Source organism: uncultured Polaribacter sp. (assembly GCF_947500975.1).
Lineage (GTDB): Bacteria > Bacteroidota > Bacteroidia > Flavobacteriales > Flavobacteriaceae > Polaribacter.
The window spans coordinates 111773-130280 of sequence record NZ_CANMUE010000011.1 but is presented as its reverse complement, the minus strand read 5'-3'; the positions used below and the strand labels follow the sequence as shown (position 1 = coordinate 130280).

Sequence of the window (18508 nt, the reverse complement as noted above, 5' to 3'; positions counted from 1 at the left end):
AATCTTCTATTCTTTTTTCTTATCATTATTACAAATCTATTAATTTAGATTTGTTGCGTTAAGTTCTTGAATAGAGGAATCAGTTAAAAAAAGACAATACAAAAAAAATAAAAGACAAAGAGTTAGCAATTGCTACATTAATTGAAAATCAAAAATTATTAGAAACAAAAACACAGCCTATTATTTCTAATTTTGATGGGTTAATATCAAGAATAAACGCGCTTGGTAAATTACCTTGGCTACCGTCATTTTTTATATTTTTATTGTTTTTAACTATAGAAACATCTCCTATAATTGCAAAATTATTAGCATCAAAAGGAGAATATGATTTTAAATTAGAAGACCAAGAAACTGCAATAAAAACATGGGTACAGCAACAAGTTCATCAAAGAGAACAAATGTTAAAAGCTGATATTATTATTGATACTAAAGTTTACAAAGATATTTCAGAAGAAGAAGAGTTATACACTTACAAACAAAAAATTGCTAGAGATTTAATGAAGCTACAAGCAGATTCTTTCTATAAAAAACAACAAAAAATGTTATAAACAAAAAAAGCGTCCCATCTAAGGGAAGCTTTCCATTGGTTAACAAAACCATGACACTTTTATGAAAGTGACAAAACAACACAACTAAATGCTACTCTAACAAAAAGTAGCCTGCAAATATACAATGAATTTAAATATCTGCAAATAAATACTTGTTTTTTTGTTATTTTAATAATTGTTAATTTATGCAATGATTGTATCTTTGTAGGCTTTAATAAACATCACTAATTTATACATCAAATGCAATTATCAGAACAAGAAGTTGTAAGAAGAGAAAAGCTAACTAAATTGAGAGATTTAGGTATTAATCCTTATCCTGCAGATTTATTTCCAATCAATTCAAATTCAAAAGAAATAAAAGAAGATTATGCTGAAAACAAACAGGTAATTATTGCTGGTAGATTAATGGCTATTAACATACAGGGTAAAGCTTCTTTTGCACAATTACAAGATGGTGAAGGTAGAATTCAGGTATATTTTAATCGTGATGAAATTTGTACAGGTGAAGATAAATCTCTGTATAATGATGTTTTTAAAAAATTACTAGATTTAGGAGATTTTGTTGGTATAGAAGGTGAATTATTCACAACTAAAGTTGGAGAAAAAACAGTAAAAGTAAAAAACTTTAAGTTACTAAGTAAAGCTTTAAAACCTTTACCAATGCCAAAGGTTAAAGATGGTGTAACCTATGATGCTTTTACAGATCCTGAGTTAAGATACAGACAACGTTATGCAGATTTAGTGGTAAACTCACACGTAAAGGAAGTGTTTATTAAAAGAACAAAACTATTTAACGCCATGCGTTCTTTTTTTAATGATGCTGGTTATTTTGAAGTTGAAACCCCAGTTTTACAACCAATTCCTGGAGGTGCTGCTGCAAGACCATTTATTACACATCACAATTCTTTAGACATTCCTTTATATATGAGAATTGCTAACGAGTTGTATTTAAAAAGACTAATTGTTGGTGGTTTTGATGGTGTTTATGAGTTTTCTAAAAACTTTAGAAATGAAGGAATGGATAGAACTCATAATCCAGAATTTACAGCCATGGAAATCTATGTTTCTTACAAAGATTACAATTGGATGATGGATTTTGCCGAGCAACTTTTAGAGCATTGTGCAATTGCTGTAAACGGAACTTCAGAAGCTACTTTTGGCGAACATAAAATAGATTTTAAGGCACCATATGCAAGAGTTACAATGGCAGATTCTATTAAACATTTTACTGGTTTTGACATTAATGGAAAAACAGAAGATGAAATTAGAGAAGCTGCTAAATCTATGAATATTCCTGTGGATGAAACCATGGGTAAAGGAAAATTAATTGATGAAATTTTTGGTGAAAAATGTGAAGGAAATTACATTCAGCCAACTTTTATTACCGATTATCCTAAAGAAATGTCTCCACTTTGTAAAGAACATAGAGACAACCCAGAATTAACAGAGCGTTTTGAGTTAATGGTTTGTGGTAAAGAAATTGCAAATGCTTATTCTGAATTAAATGACCCAATTGACCAACGTGAGCGTTTTGAACACCAATTAAAATTAGCTCAAAAAGGTGATGATGAAGCTACTGAATTTATTGATGAAGACTTTTTACGTGCCTTAGAATACGGTATGCCACCTACATCAGGAATGGGAATTGGAATGGATAGGTTAATTATGTTCTTAACCAATAATCAATCCATACAAGAAGTACTCTTCTTTCCGCAGATGCGCCCTGAAAAGAAAGCACCTTCCATTGAGTTAAACGATGAAGAAAAAGCGGTTTTAGCAATTATTACAAAGGCAGAAAAAATAGATTTAAATACTTTAAAAGTTCAATCTGGTCTTTCTAATAAAAAATGGGATAAAACCATTAAAGGTTTAACCAAAAAAGATGTTGCCAAAGTTTCTAAAACTGACGAAGGTTTGTTTGTGGAAGCTTTGTAAAACTTTAGTTTAAAATATTATATAAAAAAAGGAATTACATTGCTGTAATTCCTTTTTTATTTGATTTGTTTTATAGTAAAATTTCGAATACGTTTGTTATCACTAATTATGACAAAACATCAATGGAAAACTATAAAAATATAATTAAAGAAATTTACTCTGATGTAAAAAAGGTAAATGATATTGGTAAAGTAGCCAATTATATTCCTGAATTAGCATTTGTAAAGGCTGATAATTTTAGTGTACATATTTCTACAATCAACAAAGAAGGTTTTGGTGTTGGTGATTTTGATAAAAAATTTTCTATTCAAAGTATTTCTAAAATTCTTTCATTAACATTAGCTTACAAATTAGAAGGCGAAAAACTATGGGAAAGAGTTGATGTTGAGCCATCAGGAAACCCTTTTAATTCATTATTACAATTAGAGTCTGACCTTGGAAAACCAAGAAATCCATTTATAAATTCTGGTGCAATCGTAGTTTGTGATATCCTATTTAGCCATCTTAAAAACCCAAAAGAAGATTTCTTAAAATTCTGTAAAGACATTTCTGACAACTCTACTTTAAATTATAACAAAAAAGTAGCACAATCAGAAAAAGATTCTGGCTTTAGAAATATTGCGCTCACTAACTTTATAAAATCTTTTGGAAACATAAAAAACAATGTTGATGATGTTTTAGACTTTTACTTTCATATCTGTTCAATAGAAATGAACTCTAAAGAAATTTCTGAAATATTTCTTTTTTTAGCTGATGATAATTTTACTACACGTAAAGGAGAACGAGTAATTACAAAAAGTCAAGCAAAAAGAATTAATGCCATTATGCTTACCTGTGGTTTTTATGATGAATCTGGAGAGTTTGCTTTTAAAGTTGGTTTACCAGGTAAAAGTGGCGTTGGTGGTGGTATTGTTGCTATTCATCCAGACAAATATTGTATAACTGTTTGGAGTCCCAAATTAAATGAAAAAGGAAATTCTTATAAAGGAATGTTGTTTTTAGAGAAGTTTACATCTAAAACAACTTCTTCTATTTTTTAAAATACTTCGTTAAATCTTATAAGTAATCATTAAAACACTAATATTAAAGTCATAAATTATAATGATTAATTTATCTCAAAATGAGTATCAAATACAAAATGTAAAAAGTTTTCAGGAACTTATTTCAACTCCATTTCAAGGAAAAATTAATGCAATTTGTTGGAACCGTAAACTAATAGGTGATTTTTCTGAAATTATTGATAAGATTGCTATAATAGAAAATATGGCAGAGATTCATCAAGAAGAATTGCGTGAACTTCAATTAAGTAAACAAGGTCAACTTGCTCGTACAATTCTTTTAAATGACTTAAATTTATTAAAAGCTCAAGGAACGTCTCCAACACTAAATATAATCAAATCTTATGAGAAAGATGATTCTTACCCATTTTTTCCAACGGATGTTTATTCTTTTCATATAGATCGTTCTCCTATAGCAGCTGATACTTTTTTATGTACTTATCATGGTACTGCTAGTGATATTATACCTAATTCAGAAGCCACACAAAAAATATTGATTCCTGAGATTCGTGCTGAACTAAAAAAATTATATGGTAAAAGTGATGAAGAAGGTTTTAAATCCTTTTTAAGTGATCACTTTTTTGATTTACATTACCAACCAAAGCCAAATACACAAACAATTAACTTAGGTATTGGTCATTTATGGAAGTTGGCAATTGACCACCCAGAAAGTAAAGTTATTCCTTGTATTCATCGTGCTCCTAAAGAAAGAAATGGAGAAAAACGATTGATGATAATCTGCTGATTTTATGATTGAATAAAAATGTTTAATTATATTTGATAAAAAAAATTATGAAATTTAAACTTTTTTATTGTTTAATAATAACTGTGCTATTATCTTCTTGTAGTAACCTTTTTAAAACTTATGATGATCAAGAAGATTTTAGAGAAGATTCAGGATCAGGCATTCAAATAAACTCAGGCTCTCTAGTTGGACAATGGCAAGAAACACATACTTGGGAAACATTTGGCGGTGAAGCACCTTCTTCATGGTCTCCAATAAACATTAATTATAGTGATACATATACTTTTTTAGACGATGGTACTTTTACATCCAATAAAGATATAACAGATTGTGCAAGTAGTAACGGTACTTATTTAGTTGAAGAAAAAAAAATTATACTCACTTATATTTGTGAAACACAACCTATCATAACAAAAGAAATTTTGATTGATGAATTCTTTTTTAGAGAAGATTATATTGTTTTTATTGAAGGTGATTATTATGATAATATTTCAAAATTTGAATTAATAAATTAATGAAAAGAAAACATACTACCCTCTTTCTTATTATTCTATATTTTTTTTTACACTCAAAAGAATCGTATACACAAACCCCTATTCATGGAGTAATTTCTGATGTAGTTTCTAATACCCCATTAGAAAATGTTAAGGTTCAACTTAAAAATTCGCCTACATTTTATACAAGTAATTCTAAAGGATACTTCTATCTAAAAATAAACCCTGAAGAAAACACAAAAGATTTTAAAGGTTATTTTTTGATAAAAGAAAATACACTCCTTAGTTTCTTTAATACAACATTTAATATATACATATATAATACTCAAGGAAAGATAATCTATCAAAAAGACAATATTTTTGAAAGAGATAATATCTCTTTACAAAATTTAGCAAGTGGAAGTTATTTTATAAAAATTCATTCTCCAAAAGGTAATTACACTTATAGGTTATTTCTGTCATCTAATCAACATCTAGTATCTACATTAATAAATAACAGTAAAAATTCTATTGAAAAAACAGATTCAATTTTTTTCTCAAAAGAAAACTTTTTTGAAAGAAAATTAGCTTTAACTGATTATCGTTTATATAATAAAATTGGAATAAAACTTTTAAAACATGAATATAAAAATTTAAATTACTTTGAAGAATTAATTGATGAAAATGCTTTTGAAATGCTTGCACATCAACCTTCAAAAACACATTTAAGTGGTATTGAATCTGTAAAAGCAATTTTTGATAGCAAAAAAAATACAATCTATTATATTAATACTAAAAAATACGATTTACATTATACATTTTCATTTGAACAATTAGATTATTCTTATACAAATAATCAATTTAGTCATGAGCAGTACACTAATAATCCTAATCGTTATTTATACCCAATTACAATCAATTACTTTAAAGAATTAGACATATATACTTTTGAATTTTTTGCTTCTGATGAAGCTACTTGTGAAGATGCTTATAAGTTGTATCATAAAATTTTACAAAGCTCTTATTTAAGAGATAAATTATATTTTTATACAACAAATAGTTTATGGATAAATTGTACCGATATTCCTATAATTGGTGCAAATGAATTGTATGAAGGTCAAAATTATCAGGCTTTAAATATAAGTGAAGGTTATGGATATTTAAAAAAAATAGAAATAAATGACATAGCTACAACAGAACTCAAAAAAAATAATATTGTTGTAACAAACGGAATTCCTATGGAAATCCCTGTAATTGCTGGAATTATTACTACAGAATTTCAAAGCCCTTTAAGTCATATAAATGTTTTAAGCCACAATAGAGGCACACCAAACATGGCTTTAAAAAGTGCTTTTGAGGAAACCGTTTTAAATGATTTAGATGGAGAATTAGTGTATTTAAATGTAGCTACAGATTCCTATAAAATAAGAAAAGCCACGTTAGAAGAGGCTACTATTTTTTGGACCGAAAATGAACCTAAAGATACCATAACACTAGAAAAAGATGTTAATGATTATGGTATATTTGAACTAGAAAATGCATCTATTAATGATGTAAATAAAATTGGCGGTAAAGCAGCAAACTTTGCCGAAATTTTAAAAGCTTTTAAAAATGAAAATAAAAGTGCGCCTGTTCCAGAAAATTATTTTGCTATTCCTTTTTATTACTACAATGAACATCTTATAAAAAATGGTATAGACACCTATATTGAAACTACTTTAGATTTACCACAATTTAAAACAAGTTCAGTATTTAGGAAAACCATATTAAATAAAATTCGTGATAGTATTATTAACTCTCCCTTAGACGAAGCATTATTAACTAATATTTTAAACAAAATAACTACTGATAATAGATTTACTAGTTATCGTTTTCGTTCCTCTACCAACGCTGAAGATCTAGATGGTTTTAATGGTGCCGGCTTATATAGTTCTTATTCAGGAAAATTAAACAATGATAAAAAAACGCCTTCAGAAGCTATTAAAAAAGTTTGGGCAAGTTTATGGAATTTTCCTGCTTATGAAGAAAGAGATTATTTTAAAATCAATCATTTATCTGCAGCAATGGGAATTTTAGTACATCGATCTTTCCCAGATGAAGATGCGAACGGTGTTGTAATTACAAAAAATATTTTCAACCGAAACCATGGATTTGTTGTAAATGTTCAATTTAAAGAGATTAGTGTTGTTGATCCTGACCCTGGTGTTATTCATGACCAGGTGATTATTTATACATTTTCATCTAATAATAATAGATATACATTGGAATATAATACTTTTTCTAATGTAGTCACAGACACTTCAGAACATGTTTTGTCCGATGAAGAATTATATCAACTAGGTGATTATCTTTCAATTATCAACGTTTATTTTTATAGCAAAGTTTATGATTGTAGCTGTGACTATAAAAATTTCGGTTTAGATATAGAGTTTAAAGTAGACTCAACTATAGATTATAGGAAGATATATATAAAACAAGCTAGACCTTATTGATTTTACTTAAAATTCTAATAAAAAATCACCCTTTAAACTTCATTGCTAAATGAACAACCTTTTTTGTTTCAAAAAAATCTTCATCAAAATAATCTGGTAAATTATAAATAGTAGCAGATGTATACAGTTTTAATTCTTCAGTTAAATCACCTCCTTTTAAATATAGAATTCCATTTTTTAAATCATGGTTTTGTTTTTTCGCAATTCTACCTTTTGTCCAACCAACAAAAGTTTCCATTTGTGCTACAGCTCTACTCACAATAAAATCATACCTATCTTTTACCTCCTCTACTCTACCGTTAGTAGTTTTTACATTTTCTAAACCTAATCCTGCAACAACTTCATTAACAACCTTTATTTTTTTACCAATAGAATCTACCAAATGAAACTGTGTTTCTGGAAATAAAATTGCTAAAGGAATTCCTGGAAAACCTCCACCTGTACCTACATCTAAAACTTTAGACTCAGGTTTAAAAGACATTACTTTTGCTATTCCTAAAGAATGTAAAACATGACGCAAGTACAATTCATCAATATCTTTTCTAGAAACAACATTAATTTTTAAATTCCAGTCTTTATATAATTCTTGTAATTTAGAAAACTGTTCGATTTGGATTTTAGATAAATTTTTAAAATACTTGTGTATAATTTCCATCAATAATATATATTAGAAGTGCAAAAATAGATATTTCAAAGAGACAATTCTTAACAAAAGTTGACGTTTATTATATAAAGCTATTTTAAATAGCATATTTTTGCATTATTATATCATAATATATGAAAACAATAAATTTTTCAAGAGTAGATAAAGTAAAGTTCTTTAGAACTTTAAATAAAAGAGTCAACTCTTACTTTAAAGAAAATAATATAAAAAGAACTGGAAACTGGAAATTGTATACAAAAGCAATTATTATGTTTTCAATATTTTTAGTTCCATTTATTTTAATCTTAACAATTTCTATGCCTCAATGGGTTATGACTTTGTTAATGGTTGTTACTGGAATTGGAATGGCAGGTGTTGGTATGAACGTGATGCATGATGCTAACCATGAATCTTTTTCTAAAAGAAAATGGGTAAACAAATTAATGGGAAGTAGCATTTATATTCTTGCAGGAAATGTTTATAATTGGAAAGTGCAACACAATGTTTTACACCATACATTTACGAATGTTATAGAACATGATGAGGATATAGACGCTGGTAGAATTATTCGTTTTTCTAAACATGCACAATGGATGAAAATTCATAAACTTCAAAAATATTATTCTATTTTCTTGTATGGATTATTAACTATTAATTGGGCTATTACAACTGATATTAAACAAATGCACCGCTATTTAAAAAGTAAATTATCTTATGGTAAATTCCCTAATCCAGCAACAGAATGGACAAAATTAGTAATCTCTAAAATTGCTTATTATTCACTTTGGATTGTTTTACCAATTGCAGTTTTAGACATCGCTTGGTGGAAAGTTTTTATTGGCTTTTTTGTAATGCATTATACAGCAGGTATGATTTTAAGTTTAGTTTTTCAATTGGCACATATTGTTCCAAATACAGAAATGCCAATTCCTGATAAAGAAGGAAATCTAGAGCATACTTGGGCAGTCCATCAATTATACACAACATCTAACTTTGCACCTAGTAATAGTTTAGTAAATTTCTATACAGGTGGTTTAAATCATCAAGTTGAACATCATATTTTCCCTCACATTTCTCATGTACATTATGGCAAATTAGCTAAAATTGTAAAAGAAACGGCTAAAGAATTTAACTTGCCTTATAATGAGTACGCAACAATGCGTAAAGCAATTATAGAACACTTTAAACATTTAGGTGTTTTAGGAAAAAAACCTGAATTAGCATAACAAGAACACAACAATTAACAGCAAAATGACAAATCCATTATCGGACAGAATTAACAGTTTACCTGTTTCTCAAACTTTAGCAATGGCTGCTAAAGCAAGAGAATTAAGAGCAGAAGGAAAAGATATTATTGGTTTAAGTTTGGGAGAACCAGATTTTAATACACCAGATTTCATTAAAGACGCTGCTATTGAAGCAATTAATCAAAATTACAACTCTTATACACCTGTAGATGGTTATGCTGAGTTAAAAGAAGCAATTTGTACTAAATTTAAACGCGATAATGATTTGGTATATACCCCAAATCAAATTGTAGTTTCTACTGGCGCAAAACAATCTATTGCAAATATTGCTCAAGTATTATTAAATCCAGGTGATGAAGTAATTTTACCTACACCTTATTGGGTTAGTTATTCTGCAATAACTACTTTATGTGAAGCAACTTATGTAGAAATTCCTTCTTCTATTGATACTGATTTTAAAATTACACCAGCACAATTAGAGGCAGCTATTACTCCAAAAACAAAAATGATTTTCTTTAACTCTCCAAACAATCCAAGTGGAACTATTTATAGTGAAGCAGAATATAGAGCATTGGCAGCTGTTTTAGAAAAACATCCTCAGATATATATTTTATCTGATGAAATATATGAACACATCAATTATGATGCTAAACCATTTAGTTTTGCAGCCATAGAAAGCATGTATGACAGAACTATTACCGTAAACGGATTAGCAAAAGCATTTGCTATGACTGGATGGAGAATTGGTTACATTGGTGCACCACAATGGATTGCTAAAGCTTGTAATAAAATGCAAGGACAAATTACATCTGGTGCAAACTGTATTGCACAAAGAGCTGCAATTACTGCTGTTTTAGCGCCTGTAAATAAAATACAATATATGGTAGACGAGTTTAAAACTCGTAGAAATATTGTAATTGGTTTATTAAAAGAAATAGACGGGTTTAAAGTAAATGTACCAGAAGGTGCTTTTTATGTTTTTCCTGACATTTCTGATTTCTTTGGTAAAACAATAGATGGTGTAAAAATCGAAAATGCTAGTGATTTTTCTTTATTTTTATTAGAAAAAGCAAATGTAGCAACTGTTACTGGTGATGCTTTCGGATCTCCTAATTGTATTCGATTATCTTATGCTGCTTCTGAATTACAAATTAGAGAAGCTATTAAAAGAATAAAAGAAGCTTTAAATTAAAACCTCTTTTAATACATTTTATAAAACTCACAGTTTTACTGTGAGTTTTTTTGTTATAAATTAATCATTAAAATAGCAATCACAAATAATAACACTCTTTAAATTGAAGAATTATTAAATATAAAAAGATTTTACTTATGATAACGATTCTCTTTTTATCTTAATAACATGCTGTCTTATTTCACTTTTGTAAGCAGATGTTAAAATTCCTCTTTCTATTGGTGTTGCGTATGTTAGTGTGTTGATTTTATATAATAATTTAGTTTAATTGATTACATACTTTAAACTAACAATAAAAAACCTTGATACAGACTAAAAATCAACAAATCAATCAGAAAAAAATATAAAAGTTCTTAAAAGTAAAAAAATCACATCAAAAAAGATGTGATTTTTTTACTTTATTAGTTTTAAAACTAATCTACATTATCATGTAAAAAAGAATTATTAGACTTAAAATCTAAAGAATCATCTTCAGTTTTAATAGAGGTCTTATTTTTACTAATAGATTCATTTGCATCTAAATCCACACCCAATCTCTTGTATGCTGGTTGACGCTCAATTTCATCAATATTTTTGTTTAACTGATCATTAAACTTATAATTAAAACCTTTCATTTTTTTTCTTCTTTCCTCAGCCCTTTTTTGCAATTCAGTAATTGTTAAACTTAACGGAGAAACTTCTTCACTATCACCACTACTCATTTCTTTGGCATCATCAGCTTGAGACTTGGCTGTTTTAAGCTCAAAAACAATTTCTTCTTCCTCTTCTTTAACCTCTCTTAAACTAGAGCTTTTACCTATTGTAGGTTCTGCTTTAAAATCTTCTAAAACATAACGTGTTTCTTTTACTTGATCTACAACTTCTTGAGCCCCAAAAACTTCAATTTCATTAATATTTACCTCACTGCTATTCTCTAAAGAAAATCTAACTTCATTTTCAGCTTTAGCTTCTTTAGCAGCATTTAAGGGTAGATCAAATGATAATTCATCTTGAAACTCAATTGTTTTTTCAACAGCTGTTTCTTCAACCTTAACAACATCGTTTATAATAAAGTCTTCTTCAGAAATCTTAAATAAATCTTTTTCTTCAACATTTGTTTCGTTATTAGCTGGTAAAGAAGAAATAGTAGATAAATCTTGTTTAGGCTTAAAATCATCTTCAATAGTATCTTCTAAAACATGAACAATTTTATTTTCTGGAGTAGAAATTGGTTCATCTAAAGTTGGCGATTTTGTAATTGTTTTTTCAGTAAAATTATAAGTAGCTTTTTGCTCGTCTTCTAAAGTATGAACAATTTTTTTAACCTCTGTATTTGTAATTGTGCTCTGTTGATCTGCAGCAAAACCAGTTGCAACAATAGTAACAGAAATTGCTTCACCTAACTCTAAATCTTCACCCACACCCATAATTATATTGGCATCATAACCTGCTTCATCTTGAATAAAATCATTGATTTCTCCAATCTCATCAAGTGTAACTTCATTAGAACCAGAAACAATTAATAACAATACATTTTTAGCTCCAGTAATTTTATTATCATTTAATAACGGAGAGTCTAATGCTTTTACAATAGCATTTTTAGCTCTATTTACACCTTCTTCTTTTGCAGAACCCATAATTGCAGTTCCACTGTTTGAAAGTACAGTTTTAGCATCATGTAAATCAATATTTTGTTTATAGTGATGTGTTATAACCTCAGCAATTCCTTTAGAAGCCGTAGATAAAACTTCATCAGCTTTAGAAAAACCAGCTTTAAAACCTAAGTTTCCATAAACTTCACGTAATTTATTATTATTAATAACAATTAAAGAATCTACATTTTGGCGCAGTTGATCAATTCCTAATTGTGCTTGTGCAGATCGTCTTCTACCTTCAAACTGAAAAGGCATCGTAACAATACCAACAGTAAGAATATCCATATCTTTTGCAATTTTTGCAATAATTGGTGCAGCTCCTGTACCAGTTCCACCCCCCATTCCTGCAGTAATAAATACCATTTTAGTTTGGGTATTTAACATTTGCTGAATTTCTTGCATACTTTCCTTTGCTGCTTGTGCACCAACTTCTGGATTTGCACCTGCTCCTAAACCTGATGTTAAGTTAACTCCTAACTGAATTTTATTAGGTATTGGACTATTTTCTAAAGCTTGTGCATCAGTATTACAAATTACAAAATCTACACCTTTAATACTTTGTGTAAACATGTGATTTACTGCATTACTACCTCCACCACCAACTCCAATTACTTTAATTGAGTTTGATTGTGTTTTGGGCATGTCAAATAAAATGTTATCAAATTCTGCGCTCATAATAACGTTTCTAATTATTTATTGTTTGTGTTTTATATTCTTTTTAAAGGTTGACTTTAAACTAAAATTGTCAACTTACATCTATTCTGCGTTATCTAAAAAATCTTTTAATCCATCAGTAAATTTCTCGAAAAAAGATTTCTTTCTAGGTTTTTCTTTCTCTTTTGATATCACTTCTTCAACAGGATTACTAACCGTAACATCTGGGTTGTTTTCAATAGTTTCTAAAACCTCTTCTTTCTGCTCTTCCTCTTCTTTTAAAGGCTTCTTTAATCCTTCCATTAATAAACCAACTGCTGTTGCATAAGATGGACTTGATAATATTTCATCAGAATCTCCTGCTAAATGTTCATTTGGAAATCCAATTCTAGCATCCATTCCTGTAATATATTCAACCAACTGTCTTAAATGATTAAGTTTAGAACCTCCTCCTGTTAATACAATTCCAGCAATTAACTTTCCTTTAGCTGTTTCATGCCCGTAATTTTTTATCTCTACATATACATGCTCAATAATCTCTTGAACTCTAGCATGAATAATTTTTGATAAATTTTTAAGCGTAATTTCTTTAGGCTCTCTACCTCTCAACCCAGGAATTGAAACAATTTCTGTTTCTTTATTTTCTCCTGGCCAAGCTGAACCAAACTTTATTTTTAATAATTCTGCTTGTTTTTCAATTATTGAACAACCTTCTTTTATATCATCAGTAATTACATTTCCTCCAAAAGGTATTACAGCCGTATGTCTAATAATTCCGTCTTTAAAAATGGCTAAGTCTGTTGTTCCACCACCTATATCAATCAATGCAACACCTGCTTCTTTTTCTTCTTGACTTAATACTGCAGATGCAGATGCTAAAGGCTCTAAAGTAATTTCACTTAAATCTAAACCTGCACTTTTTACACAACGCCCTATATTTCTAATAGATGAAACTTGACCTACAACCACATGAAAATTAGCCTCTAAACGACCGCCATACATACCAATTGGCTCTTTAATATCTGCTTGAGAATCTACTTTAAATTCTTGAGGTAATACATGAATAATTTCTTCACCTGGCAACATGACCAACTTATGAACTTGATTTACTAAATTCTCAATATCTACATCATCTATAACTTCATCTGCGTTACTTCTTGTAATATAATCACTATGGTGCAAACTTCTAATATGCTGACCAGCAATACCTACAACTACATTTTCTATCTTAATACCAGAAACACTTTCTGCTTCATCAACAGCTTGCTGAATAGATTGAATAGTTTGTGTAATATTACTTACAACACCACGTTTTACGCCTAAGCTTTTGGCTTTACCAATACCAATAACCTCAATTTTGTCGTACTCATTTTTACGACCAATCATGGCAACAATTTTAGTTGTACCAATATCTAAACCAACAGCTATTTTATTGTCTTCCATTCTGATTTATTTTGTGCACACAACTTGGTTGTGATACTTTACTGTAATTCTTTTATACTTCTGAATCGTTTTATCTTCAAATGTTTTATTATAAAACGCTTTTAATTTCTTAAATTTTAAATCAATTTTATCTAATTTTCCAAAATCAATTTTATAGTTTCCACTTCTTACGGAAAATTCGAACTCATTATTGTCAAATTTTTGAATACCAACAATTTCTTTTTTCAAAAAACTGTCTGTTAAAATGACATCAATCAAAGGTAAAATTACTTTAATTTCATCATCATTTTCAACTCCAGAAACTAACAAAACTCTTGCTGAATAACTATCCGACAAAGGCATCTTTACACCCTGTTTATCAACATAATAAGAATTATTTTTTGTTATAATTCTTGCTATAGGCGTTCGTTGTTTTACCATAGATTTCAACATGCCTTCTATAGTTAAAAACACAGAAGCACTTTCTACATATGGGTTTTCTAGAACCTTATTCTCTAAACCGTATAAATCTAATACAGATTTTGCTTGGTTTTTCACTGTTTCATTATTTTGTATTAACAATTTATCAACCATTGTATGGGTTAAAAAATTATTGTTTCCTTCTTCAAATTCTACTATAATTTCTTTTACTTTTTTATTAGAATTTCTTTTAGATGTAAAACTATATAAAAAGCCTAAACCAACCATCAATACTACAAAAAACAAGTATTTTAAAACTCTTTTATACTTCATTTTATAAAATTAACAAGTTGATTTGTAACTTCATTTATCATCACTCCAATATCACCCGCACCTAACATTGCTACCACTTTTACATCGGAATTTTTAATATCTTTTAAAAGATTCTTTTTTTGAGTCATTTTTTTATGCGTATTCTCAATTTTACTTAACAAAAATTCAGAGTTTACGCCTGTAATTGGTAACTCTCTTGCTGGGTAAATATCTAGCAATAAAACTTCATCAAATTTTGATAATGCATTTGCAAAATCATCTAAAAAATCTCTAGTTCTAGAAAATAAATGTGGCTGAAAAACAACCATCACTTTTTCATCTGGATACATTTCTCTAATAGAATTTTCTACAGCATTTATTTCTGTTGGGTGATGTGCATAATCATCAATCAAAACAAAATTTTCTGTTTTAATTTTATATGAAAATCTACGTTTAACACCTTTAAAAGTTGATAAACTTTTCTTTACATTCTCAAGAGAAACCCCATAAACATGAGCAATTGTCAATGCAGCTAAAGCATTCATTACATTGTGTTTTCCTGGTAGATGAAACTCAATATTTTTAATAATTTCTGATGGAGTTTGTACATCAAAAATATATTTTCCGCTTTCGATTTTTAAATTAAAAGCCTTATAATCTGCTTCTTCATCAACCGCATAGGTTAAACCATTTAAAGGCAAACCTTTTGCAACAATTAGGGTATTAGAAACTTTTTGCGAGAATGCTACAAACGATTCTTGTAAAGCTTCAGCCTCACCATAAATATCTAAATGATCTGCATCCATAGAAGTGATACAAGCAATATCTGGAGATAATTGCAAGAAAGATCTATCAAACTCATCTGCTTCAACAACGCTAATTTTATCTTCACCTAAAATTAAATTTGAATTGTAATTTTCTGCAATTCCACCCAAAAAAGCGGTTGCCAAACTTGGTTGCATAATATGCCCTAGTATTGATGAAGTGGTCGTTTTTCCGTGTGTGCCAGCAACAGCTAAACACAGTGTAGTTTCTGTGATTTTTCCTAAAATTTCTGCTCTTTTAAAAACTTTAAAATTATTATTTACAAAGTAATTTAATTCAACGTGATTTTTTGGAACAGCAGGCGTGTAAACAACCAAGGTTTTATCTTTATTTAAAAACGAAATAGGAATATTTTTTATTGCATCTTCAAAATGAATTTTAACACCTAAAGTTTCTAAATCATCAGTAATCTGAGAAGGTGTTTTATCATAACCAGCAACTTGTTTTCCGTTGAAAGCAAAATATCGTGCAATTGCACTCATACCTATACCACCAATTCCAACAAAATAAATGTTATGTATGTTGTTTAAATTCACTTTTTTAATAGCTTTTCAATTTCGTTTACAATATCTGATGTTGCACTTGGCAACGCTAATCCTTTAATATTTTCCGATAAACTTTCTTGCTTGCCTTTATCTTTTAACAACGTTTCAAAAACAATAGGAAAAGTAGCCAGTTCATTTTCTTTTAGCAAAATTGCAGCATGCTTTTCTACAATTGAATTTGCATTTTTTGTTTGATGATCTTCAGCTACATTTGGAGACGGTATAAAAATTACTGGCTTACCAACAATACATAATTCAGATACAGAACTTGCGCCTGCTCTAGAAATTATAACATCAGACGCAGCATACGCTAAATCCATTCTATTGATAAATTGATGCACTTGAATGTTATCAATTTCATTGTATTTCTTATATTCATCAAAATATAATTTACCGCATTGCCAAATAACTTGCACTTCTTGATTTTTAAAAAAATCAATATTACTTTCTATTAACTGATTTATTTTTCTAGCTCCTAAACTTCCACCTAAAACTAAAACTGTTTTCTTAGTTTTATCTAACGTAAAAAACTCTTTACCTTCATCTACTTTACTATGGATGCTTAATAAATCTTGACGAACAGGGTTTCCTGTTTTTATTATTTTATCCGCCGGAAAAAAACGCTCTAAATTATCATAAGCAACACAAACTTTATTTGCTTTCTTGCTTAATAATTTATTTGTAATTCCTGGAAAAGAATTCTGTTCTTGAATTAAAGTCGGAATCCCTTTTCTATTAGCCATTATCAACGTTGGCCCACTTGCAAAACCTCCTGTACCTATTGCAACATCGGGCTTAAATTGTCTAATAATCTTTCCCGCTTTATTTAAACTACTAATTAATTTAAACGGAAATGATAAATTATCAACAGTTAATCTTCTCTGAATTCCAGAAATCCACAAACCTTTTATTTCATATCCAGCTTGCGGAACTTTCTCCATTTCCATTTTATCTTTTGCGCCAACAAACAAAAAATTTGCATCTGGAAAACGCAACTTAATTTCGTTTGCGATTGCAATTGCAGGATAAATATGACCTCCTGTTCCACCTCCTGATATTAGAATATTATATGGTTTCATGCAGTATATCTAAAGGGTTATCATCTAAAATATCTTCTTCAGTTTCTTCTTTTGATGCGCTTACACTTAATATCATTCCAAGCGCAAAACAAGTCATCCAAATAGATGTACCACCACTACTAATTAATGGTAATGTTTGCCCCGTTACTGGAAATAAATTTGTGGCAACTGCCATATTTATTGATGCTTGAAATATAATTGGAAGTCCAACACCTAATACCAATAAGGTTCCGAAAATAGTGGTTGTTTTCCTTATCACAACAAAAATTCTAAACATTAACAAAAAGTAAATAGACACAATAACAAAACCACCAATTAATCCATATTCTTCTACAATTATTGCAAAAATAAAATCTGATGATGATTGCGGTAAAAAATTTTTCTGGACACTTTTACCTGGGCCAACTCCAACAGGACCACCTGTAGCAATAGCAATTTTTGCTTTTTCTACTTGATAATCTTCTTTACTATCAGGATTAGAATAGTTTTCGATTCTATTTTGCCAAGTCTGAACTCTATTTGGCATTGCTTCTGGAAAAGCTTTTGCTATTAAAACAAAAATTGATAACATTACAATTCCTGCTCCCAAAATAAACCCTATATACTTTATTGGATACCCCCCAATAAAAGCCAACATTAAAATCATTGCAAAAATAATTGCTGTTGTTGAAAAATTTGCTGGTAAAATCAACACTAAAACTGCTGCAACTGGCAACCAAAGCTGCCATAAACTTTCTTTAAAATTTATTTCCTTTTCTTTATTTCTAGCTAAATACCTTGCTACATAAACCATTAGAACCAAACCAGCTAAGGTTGATGTTTGAAAACCAATTCCTCCAATTCGAATCCATCTACTTGCATTTGCTCCTCCAATTGTTGTTCCTTGTGCTAATGTAAAAATCAACAAAACAATTACAACAGGCAACATTAAAACTGATCCGCCCGAAAAATATCTATAAGGCACTTTATGTACTCCATAAATAATAGCAAAACCCATAATTAGTAAAACAACATGTTTTACTAAATGACCTAAAGTAGAACCATTACCAACTACATACACCAAATTTGTACTTGCGCTATAAACTGGCATAAATGAGAATATTGCCAAAACAGCAACAATAGCCCAAATGGTTTTATCTCCTTTTATGTATTGTAATATATTCATTTACTTTTCTAATCCCTCTCTAACAAAAAGAAACCTCTTATTTTTGTCTTTTTTTTTACTTTTTTCTTAACAACTTTTAATCTTACAACCATTCTTTTTAGAGATTGGCATTAACCATT

At 29.1% G+C, this 18508-nt stretch carries 14 protein-coding genes and 1 pseudogene; 8 read left to right on the top strand and 7 right to left on the bottom strand.

Annotated elements, in window-relative coordinates; translation table 11 throughout:
• Window positions 1-89: 89 nt before the first annotated feature.
• The 6 genes and pseudogenes from Q0733_RS12460 to Q0733_RS12435 all read left to right on the top strand — a co-directional run.
• A pseudogene (locus Q0733_RS12460) lies at window positions 90-548 on the top strand (DUF4407 domain-containing protein); the annotation flags it as partial.
• Window positions 549-788: 240 nt separating this feature from the next.
• Complete coding sequence (lysS, locus tag Q0733_RS12455) at window positions 789-2483, top strand: lysine--tRNA ligase (RefSeq protein WP_298782590.1); 1695 nt, start codon at window positions 789-791, stop codon at window positions 2481-2483.
• A gap of 122 nt (window positions 2484-2605) precedes the next feature.
• Entirely contained in the window at window positions 2606-3523 is a 918-nt protein-coding gene (locus Q0733_RS12450; RefSeq protein ID WP_298782588.1) for a glutaminase, read from the top strand.
• A gap of 223 nt (window positions 3524-3746) precedes the next feature.
• Window positions 3747-4286: a hypothetical protein gene (locus Q0733_RS12445; RefSeq protein WP_367276317.1), complete on the top strand. Its 540-nt coding sequence runs from the start codon at window positions 3747-3749 to the stop codon at window positions 4284-4286.
• A gap of 47 nt (window positions 4287-4333) precedes the next feature.
• Window positions 4334-4801 carry a hypothetical protein gene (locus Q0733_RS12440; protein WP_298782585.1) on the top strand — a complete coding sequence of 156 codons (468 nt, stop codon included), beginning with the start codon at window positions 4334-4336 and terminating at the stop codon, window positions 4799-4801.
• Window positions 4801-7251, top strand: coding sequence for a PEP/pyruvate-binding domain-containing protein (locus Q0733_RS12435; RefSeq protein ID WP_298782583.1), 2451 nt, complete (start codon window positions 4801-4803; stop codon window positions 7249-7251). The genes Q0733_RS12440 and Q0733_RS12435 overlap by 1 nt, the downstream gene beginning before the upstream one ends.
• 25 nt (window positions 7252-7276) lie before the next feature.
• On the opposite strand, the gene rsmG is transcribed toward Q0733_RS12435, so the two are convergent.
• Window positions 7277-7906 (bottom strand): 16S rRNA (guanine(527)-N(7))-methyltransferase RsmG, encoded by a 630-nt coding sequence (gene rsmG, locus Q0733_RS12430; protein ID WP_298782581.1) that lies wholly within the window; start codon window positions 7904-7906, stop codon window positions 7277-7279.
• A gap of 122 nt (window positions 7907-8028) precedes the next feature.
• On the opposite strand from rsmG, the gene Q0733_RS12425 reads away from it, so the two are divergent.
• Entirely contained in the window at window positions 8029-9120 is a 1092-nt protein-coding gene (locus Q0733_RS12425) for an acyl-CoA desaturase (RefSeq protein WP_298782579.1), read from the top strand.
• 25 nt (window positions 9121-9145) lie between these two features.
• Window positions 9146-10333 carry a pyridoxal phosphate-dependent aminotransferase gene (locus Q0733_RS12420; RefSeq protein ID WP_298782577.1) on the top strand — a complete coding sequence of 396 codons (1188 nt, stop codon included), beginning with the start codon at window positions 9146-9148 and terminating at the stop codon, window positions 10331-10333.
• 413 nt (window positions 10334-10746) lie between these two features.
• On the opposite strand, the gene ftsZ is transcribed toward Q0733_RS12420, so the two are convergent.
• From ftsZ to Q0733_RS12390, 6 genes are all read right to left on the bottom strand, one after another.
• Window positions 10747-12642, bottom strand: coding sequence for a cell division protein FtsZ (gene ftsZ, locus Q0733_RS12415; RefSeq protein ID WP_298782575.1), 1896 nt, complete (start codon window positions 12640-12642; stop codon window positions 10747-10749).
• Between the two features lie 81 nt (window positions 12643-12723).
• Entirely contained in the window at window positions 12724-14064 is a 1341-nt protein-coding gene (gene ftsA, locus Q0733_RS12410) for a cell division protein FtsA (protein ID WP_298782573.1), read from the bottom strand.
• Window positions 14065-14070: 6 nt separating this feature from the next.
• On the bottom strand, window positions 14071-14796 hold the full coding sequence (locus tag Q0733_RS12405) for a cell division protein FtsQ (RefSeq protein WP_298782571.1): 726 nt from the start codon (window positions 14794-14796) through the stop codon (window positions 14071-14073).
• Window positions 14793-16136: a UDP-N-acetylmuramate--L-alanine ligase gene (gene murC, locus Q0733_RS12400; RefSeq protein ID WP_298782569.1), complete on the bottom strand. Its 1344-nt coding sequence runs from the start codon at window positions 16134-16136 to the stop codon at window positions 14793-14795. Before murC ends, Q0733_RS12405 begins: the two co-directional genes overlap by 4 nt.
• The gene (gene murG / locus Q0733_RS12395) at window positions 16133-17224 is read right to left on the bottom strand and encodes an undecaprenyldiphospho-muramoylpentapeptide beta-N-acetylglucosaminyltransferase (protein ID WP_298782567.1); all 1092 of its coding nucleotides are present in this window, start codon (window positions 17222-17224) and stop codon (window positions 16133-16135) included. The genes murC and murG overlap by 4 nt, the downstream gene beginning before the upstream one ends.
• On the bottom strand, window positions 17211-18389 hold the full coding sequence (locus tag Q0733_RS12390; protein WP_298782565.1) for an FtsW/RodA/SpoVE family cell cycle protein: 1179 nt from the start codon (window positions 18387-18389) through the stop codon (window positions 17211-17213). The genes murG and Q0733_RS12390 overlap by 14 nt, the downstream gene beginning before the upstream one ends.
• Window positions 18390-18508 lie beyond the last annotated feature (119 nt).

Bases quoted from the DNA above. Each gene is read 5' to 3' on its own strand.
- lysS (WP_298782590.1), top strand. From the start codon at position 789: ATGCAATTATCAGAACAAGAAGTTGTAAGAAGAGAAAAGCTAACTAAA.
- Q0733_RS12445 (WP_367276317.1), top strand. From the start codon at position 3,747: ATGGCAGAGATTCATCAAGAAGAATTGCGTGAACTTCAATTAAGTAAA.
- murG (WP_298782567.1), bottom strand. From the start codon at position 17,224: ATGAAACCATATAATATTCTAATATCAGGAGGTGGAACAGGAGGTCAT.
- Q0733_RS12435 (WP_298782583.1), top strand. From the start codon at position 4,801: ATGAAAAGAAAACATACTACCCTCTTTCTTATTATTCTATATTTTTTT.
- Q0733_RS12390 (WP_298782565.1), bottom strand. From the start codon at position 18,389: ATGAATATATTACAATACATAAAAGGAGATAAAACCATTTGGGCTATT.
- Q0733_RS12420 (WP_298782577.1), top strand. From the start codon at position 9,146: ATGACAAATCCATTATCGGACAGAATTAACAGTTTACCTGTTTCTCAA.
- Q0733_RS12450 (WP_298782588.1), top strand. From the start codon at position 2,606: ATGGAAAACTATAAAAATATAATTAAAGAAATTTACTCTGATGTAAAA.
- rsmG (WP_298782581.1), bottom strand. From the start codon at position 7,906: ATGGAAATTATACACAAGTATTTTAAAAATTTATCTAAAATCCAAATC.
- ftsA (WP_298782573.1), bottom strand. From the start codon at position 14,064: ATGGAAGACAATAAAATAGCTGTTGGTTTAGATATTGGTACAACTAAA.
- ftsZ (WP_298782575.1), bottom strand. From the start codon at position 12,642: ATGAGCGCAGAATTTGATAACATTTTATTTGACATGCCCAAAACACAA.
- Q0733_RS12425 (WP_298782579.1), top strand. From the start codon at position 8,029: ATGAAAACAATAAATTTTTCAAGAGTAGATAAAGTAAAGTTCTTTAGA.
- Q0733_RS12405 (WP_298782571.1), bottom strand. From the start codon at position 14,796: ATGAAGTATAAAAGAGTTTTAAAATACTTGTTTTTTGTAGTATTGATG.
- Q0733_RS12440 (WP_298782585.1), top strand. From the start codon at position 4,334: ATGAAATTTAAACTTTTTTATTGTTTAATAATAACTGTGCTATTATCT.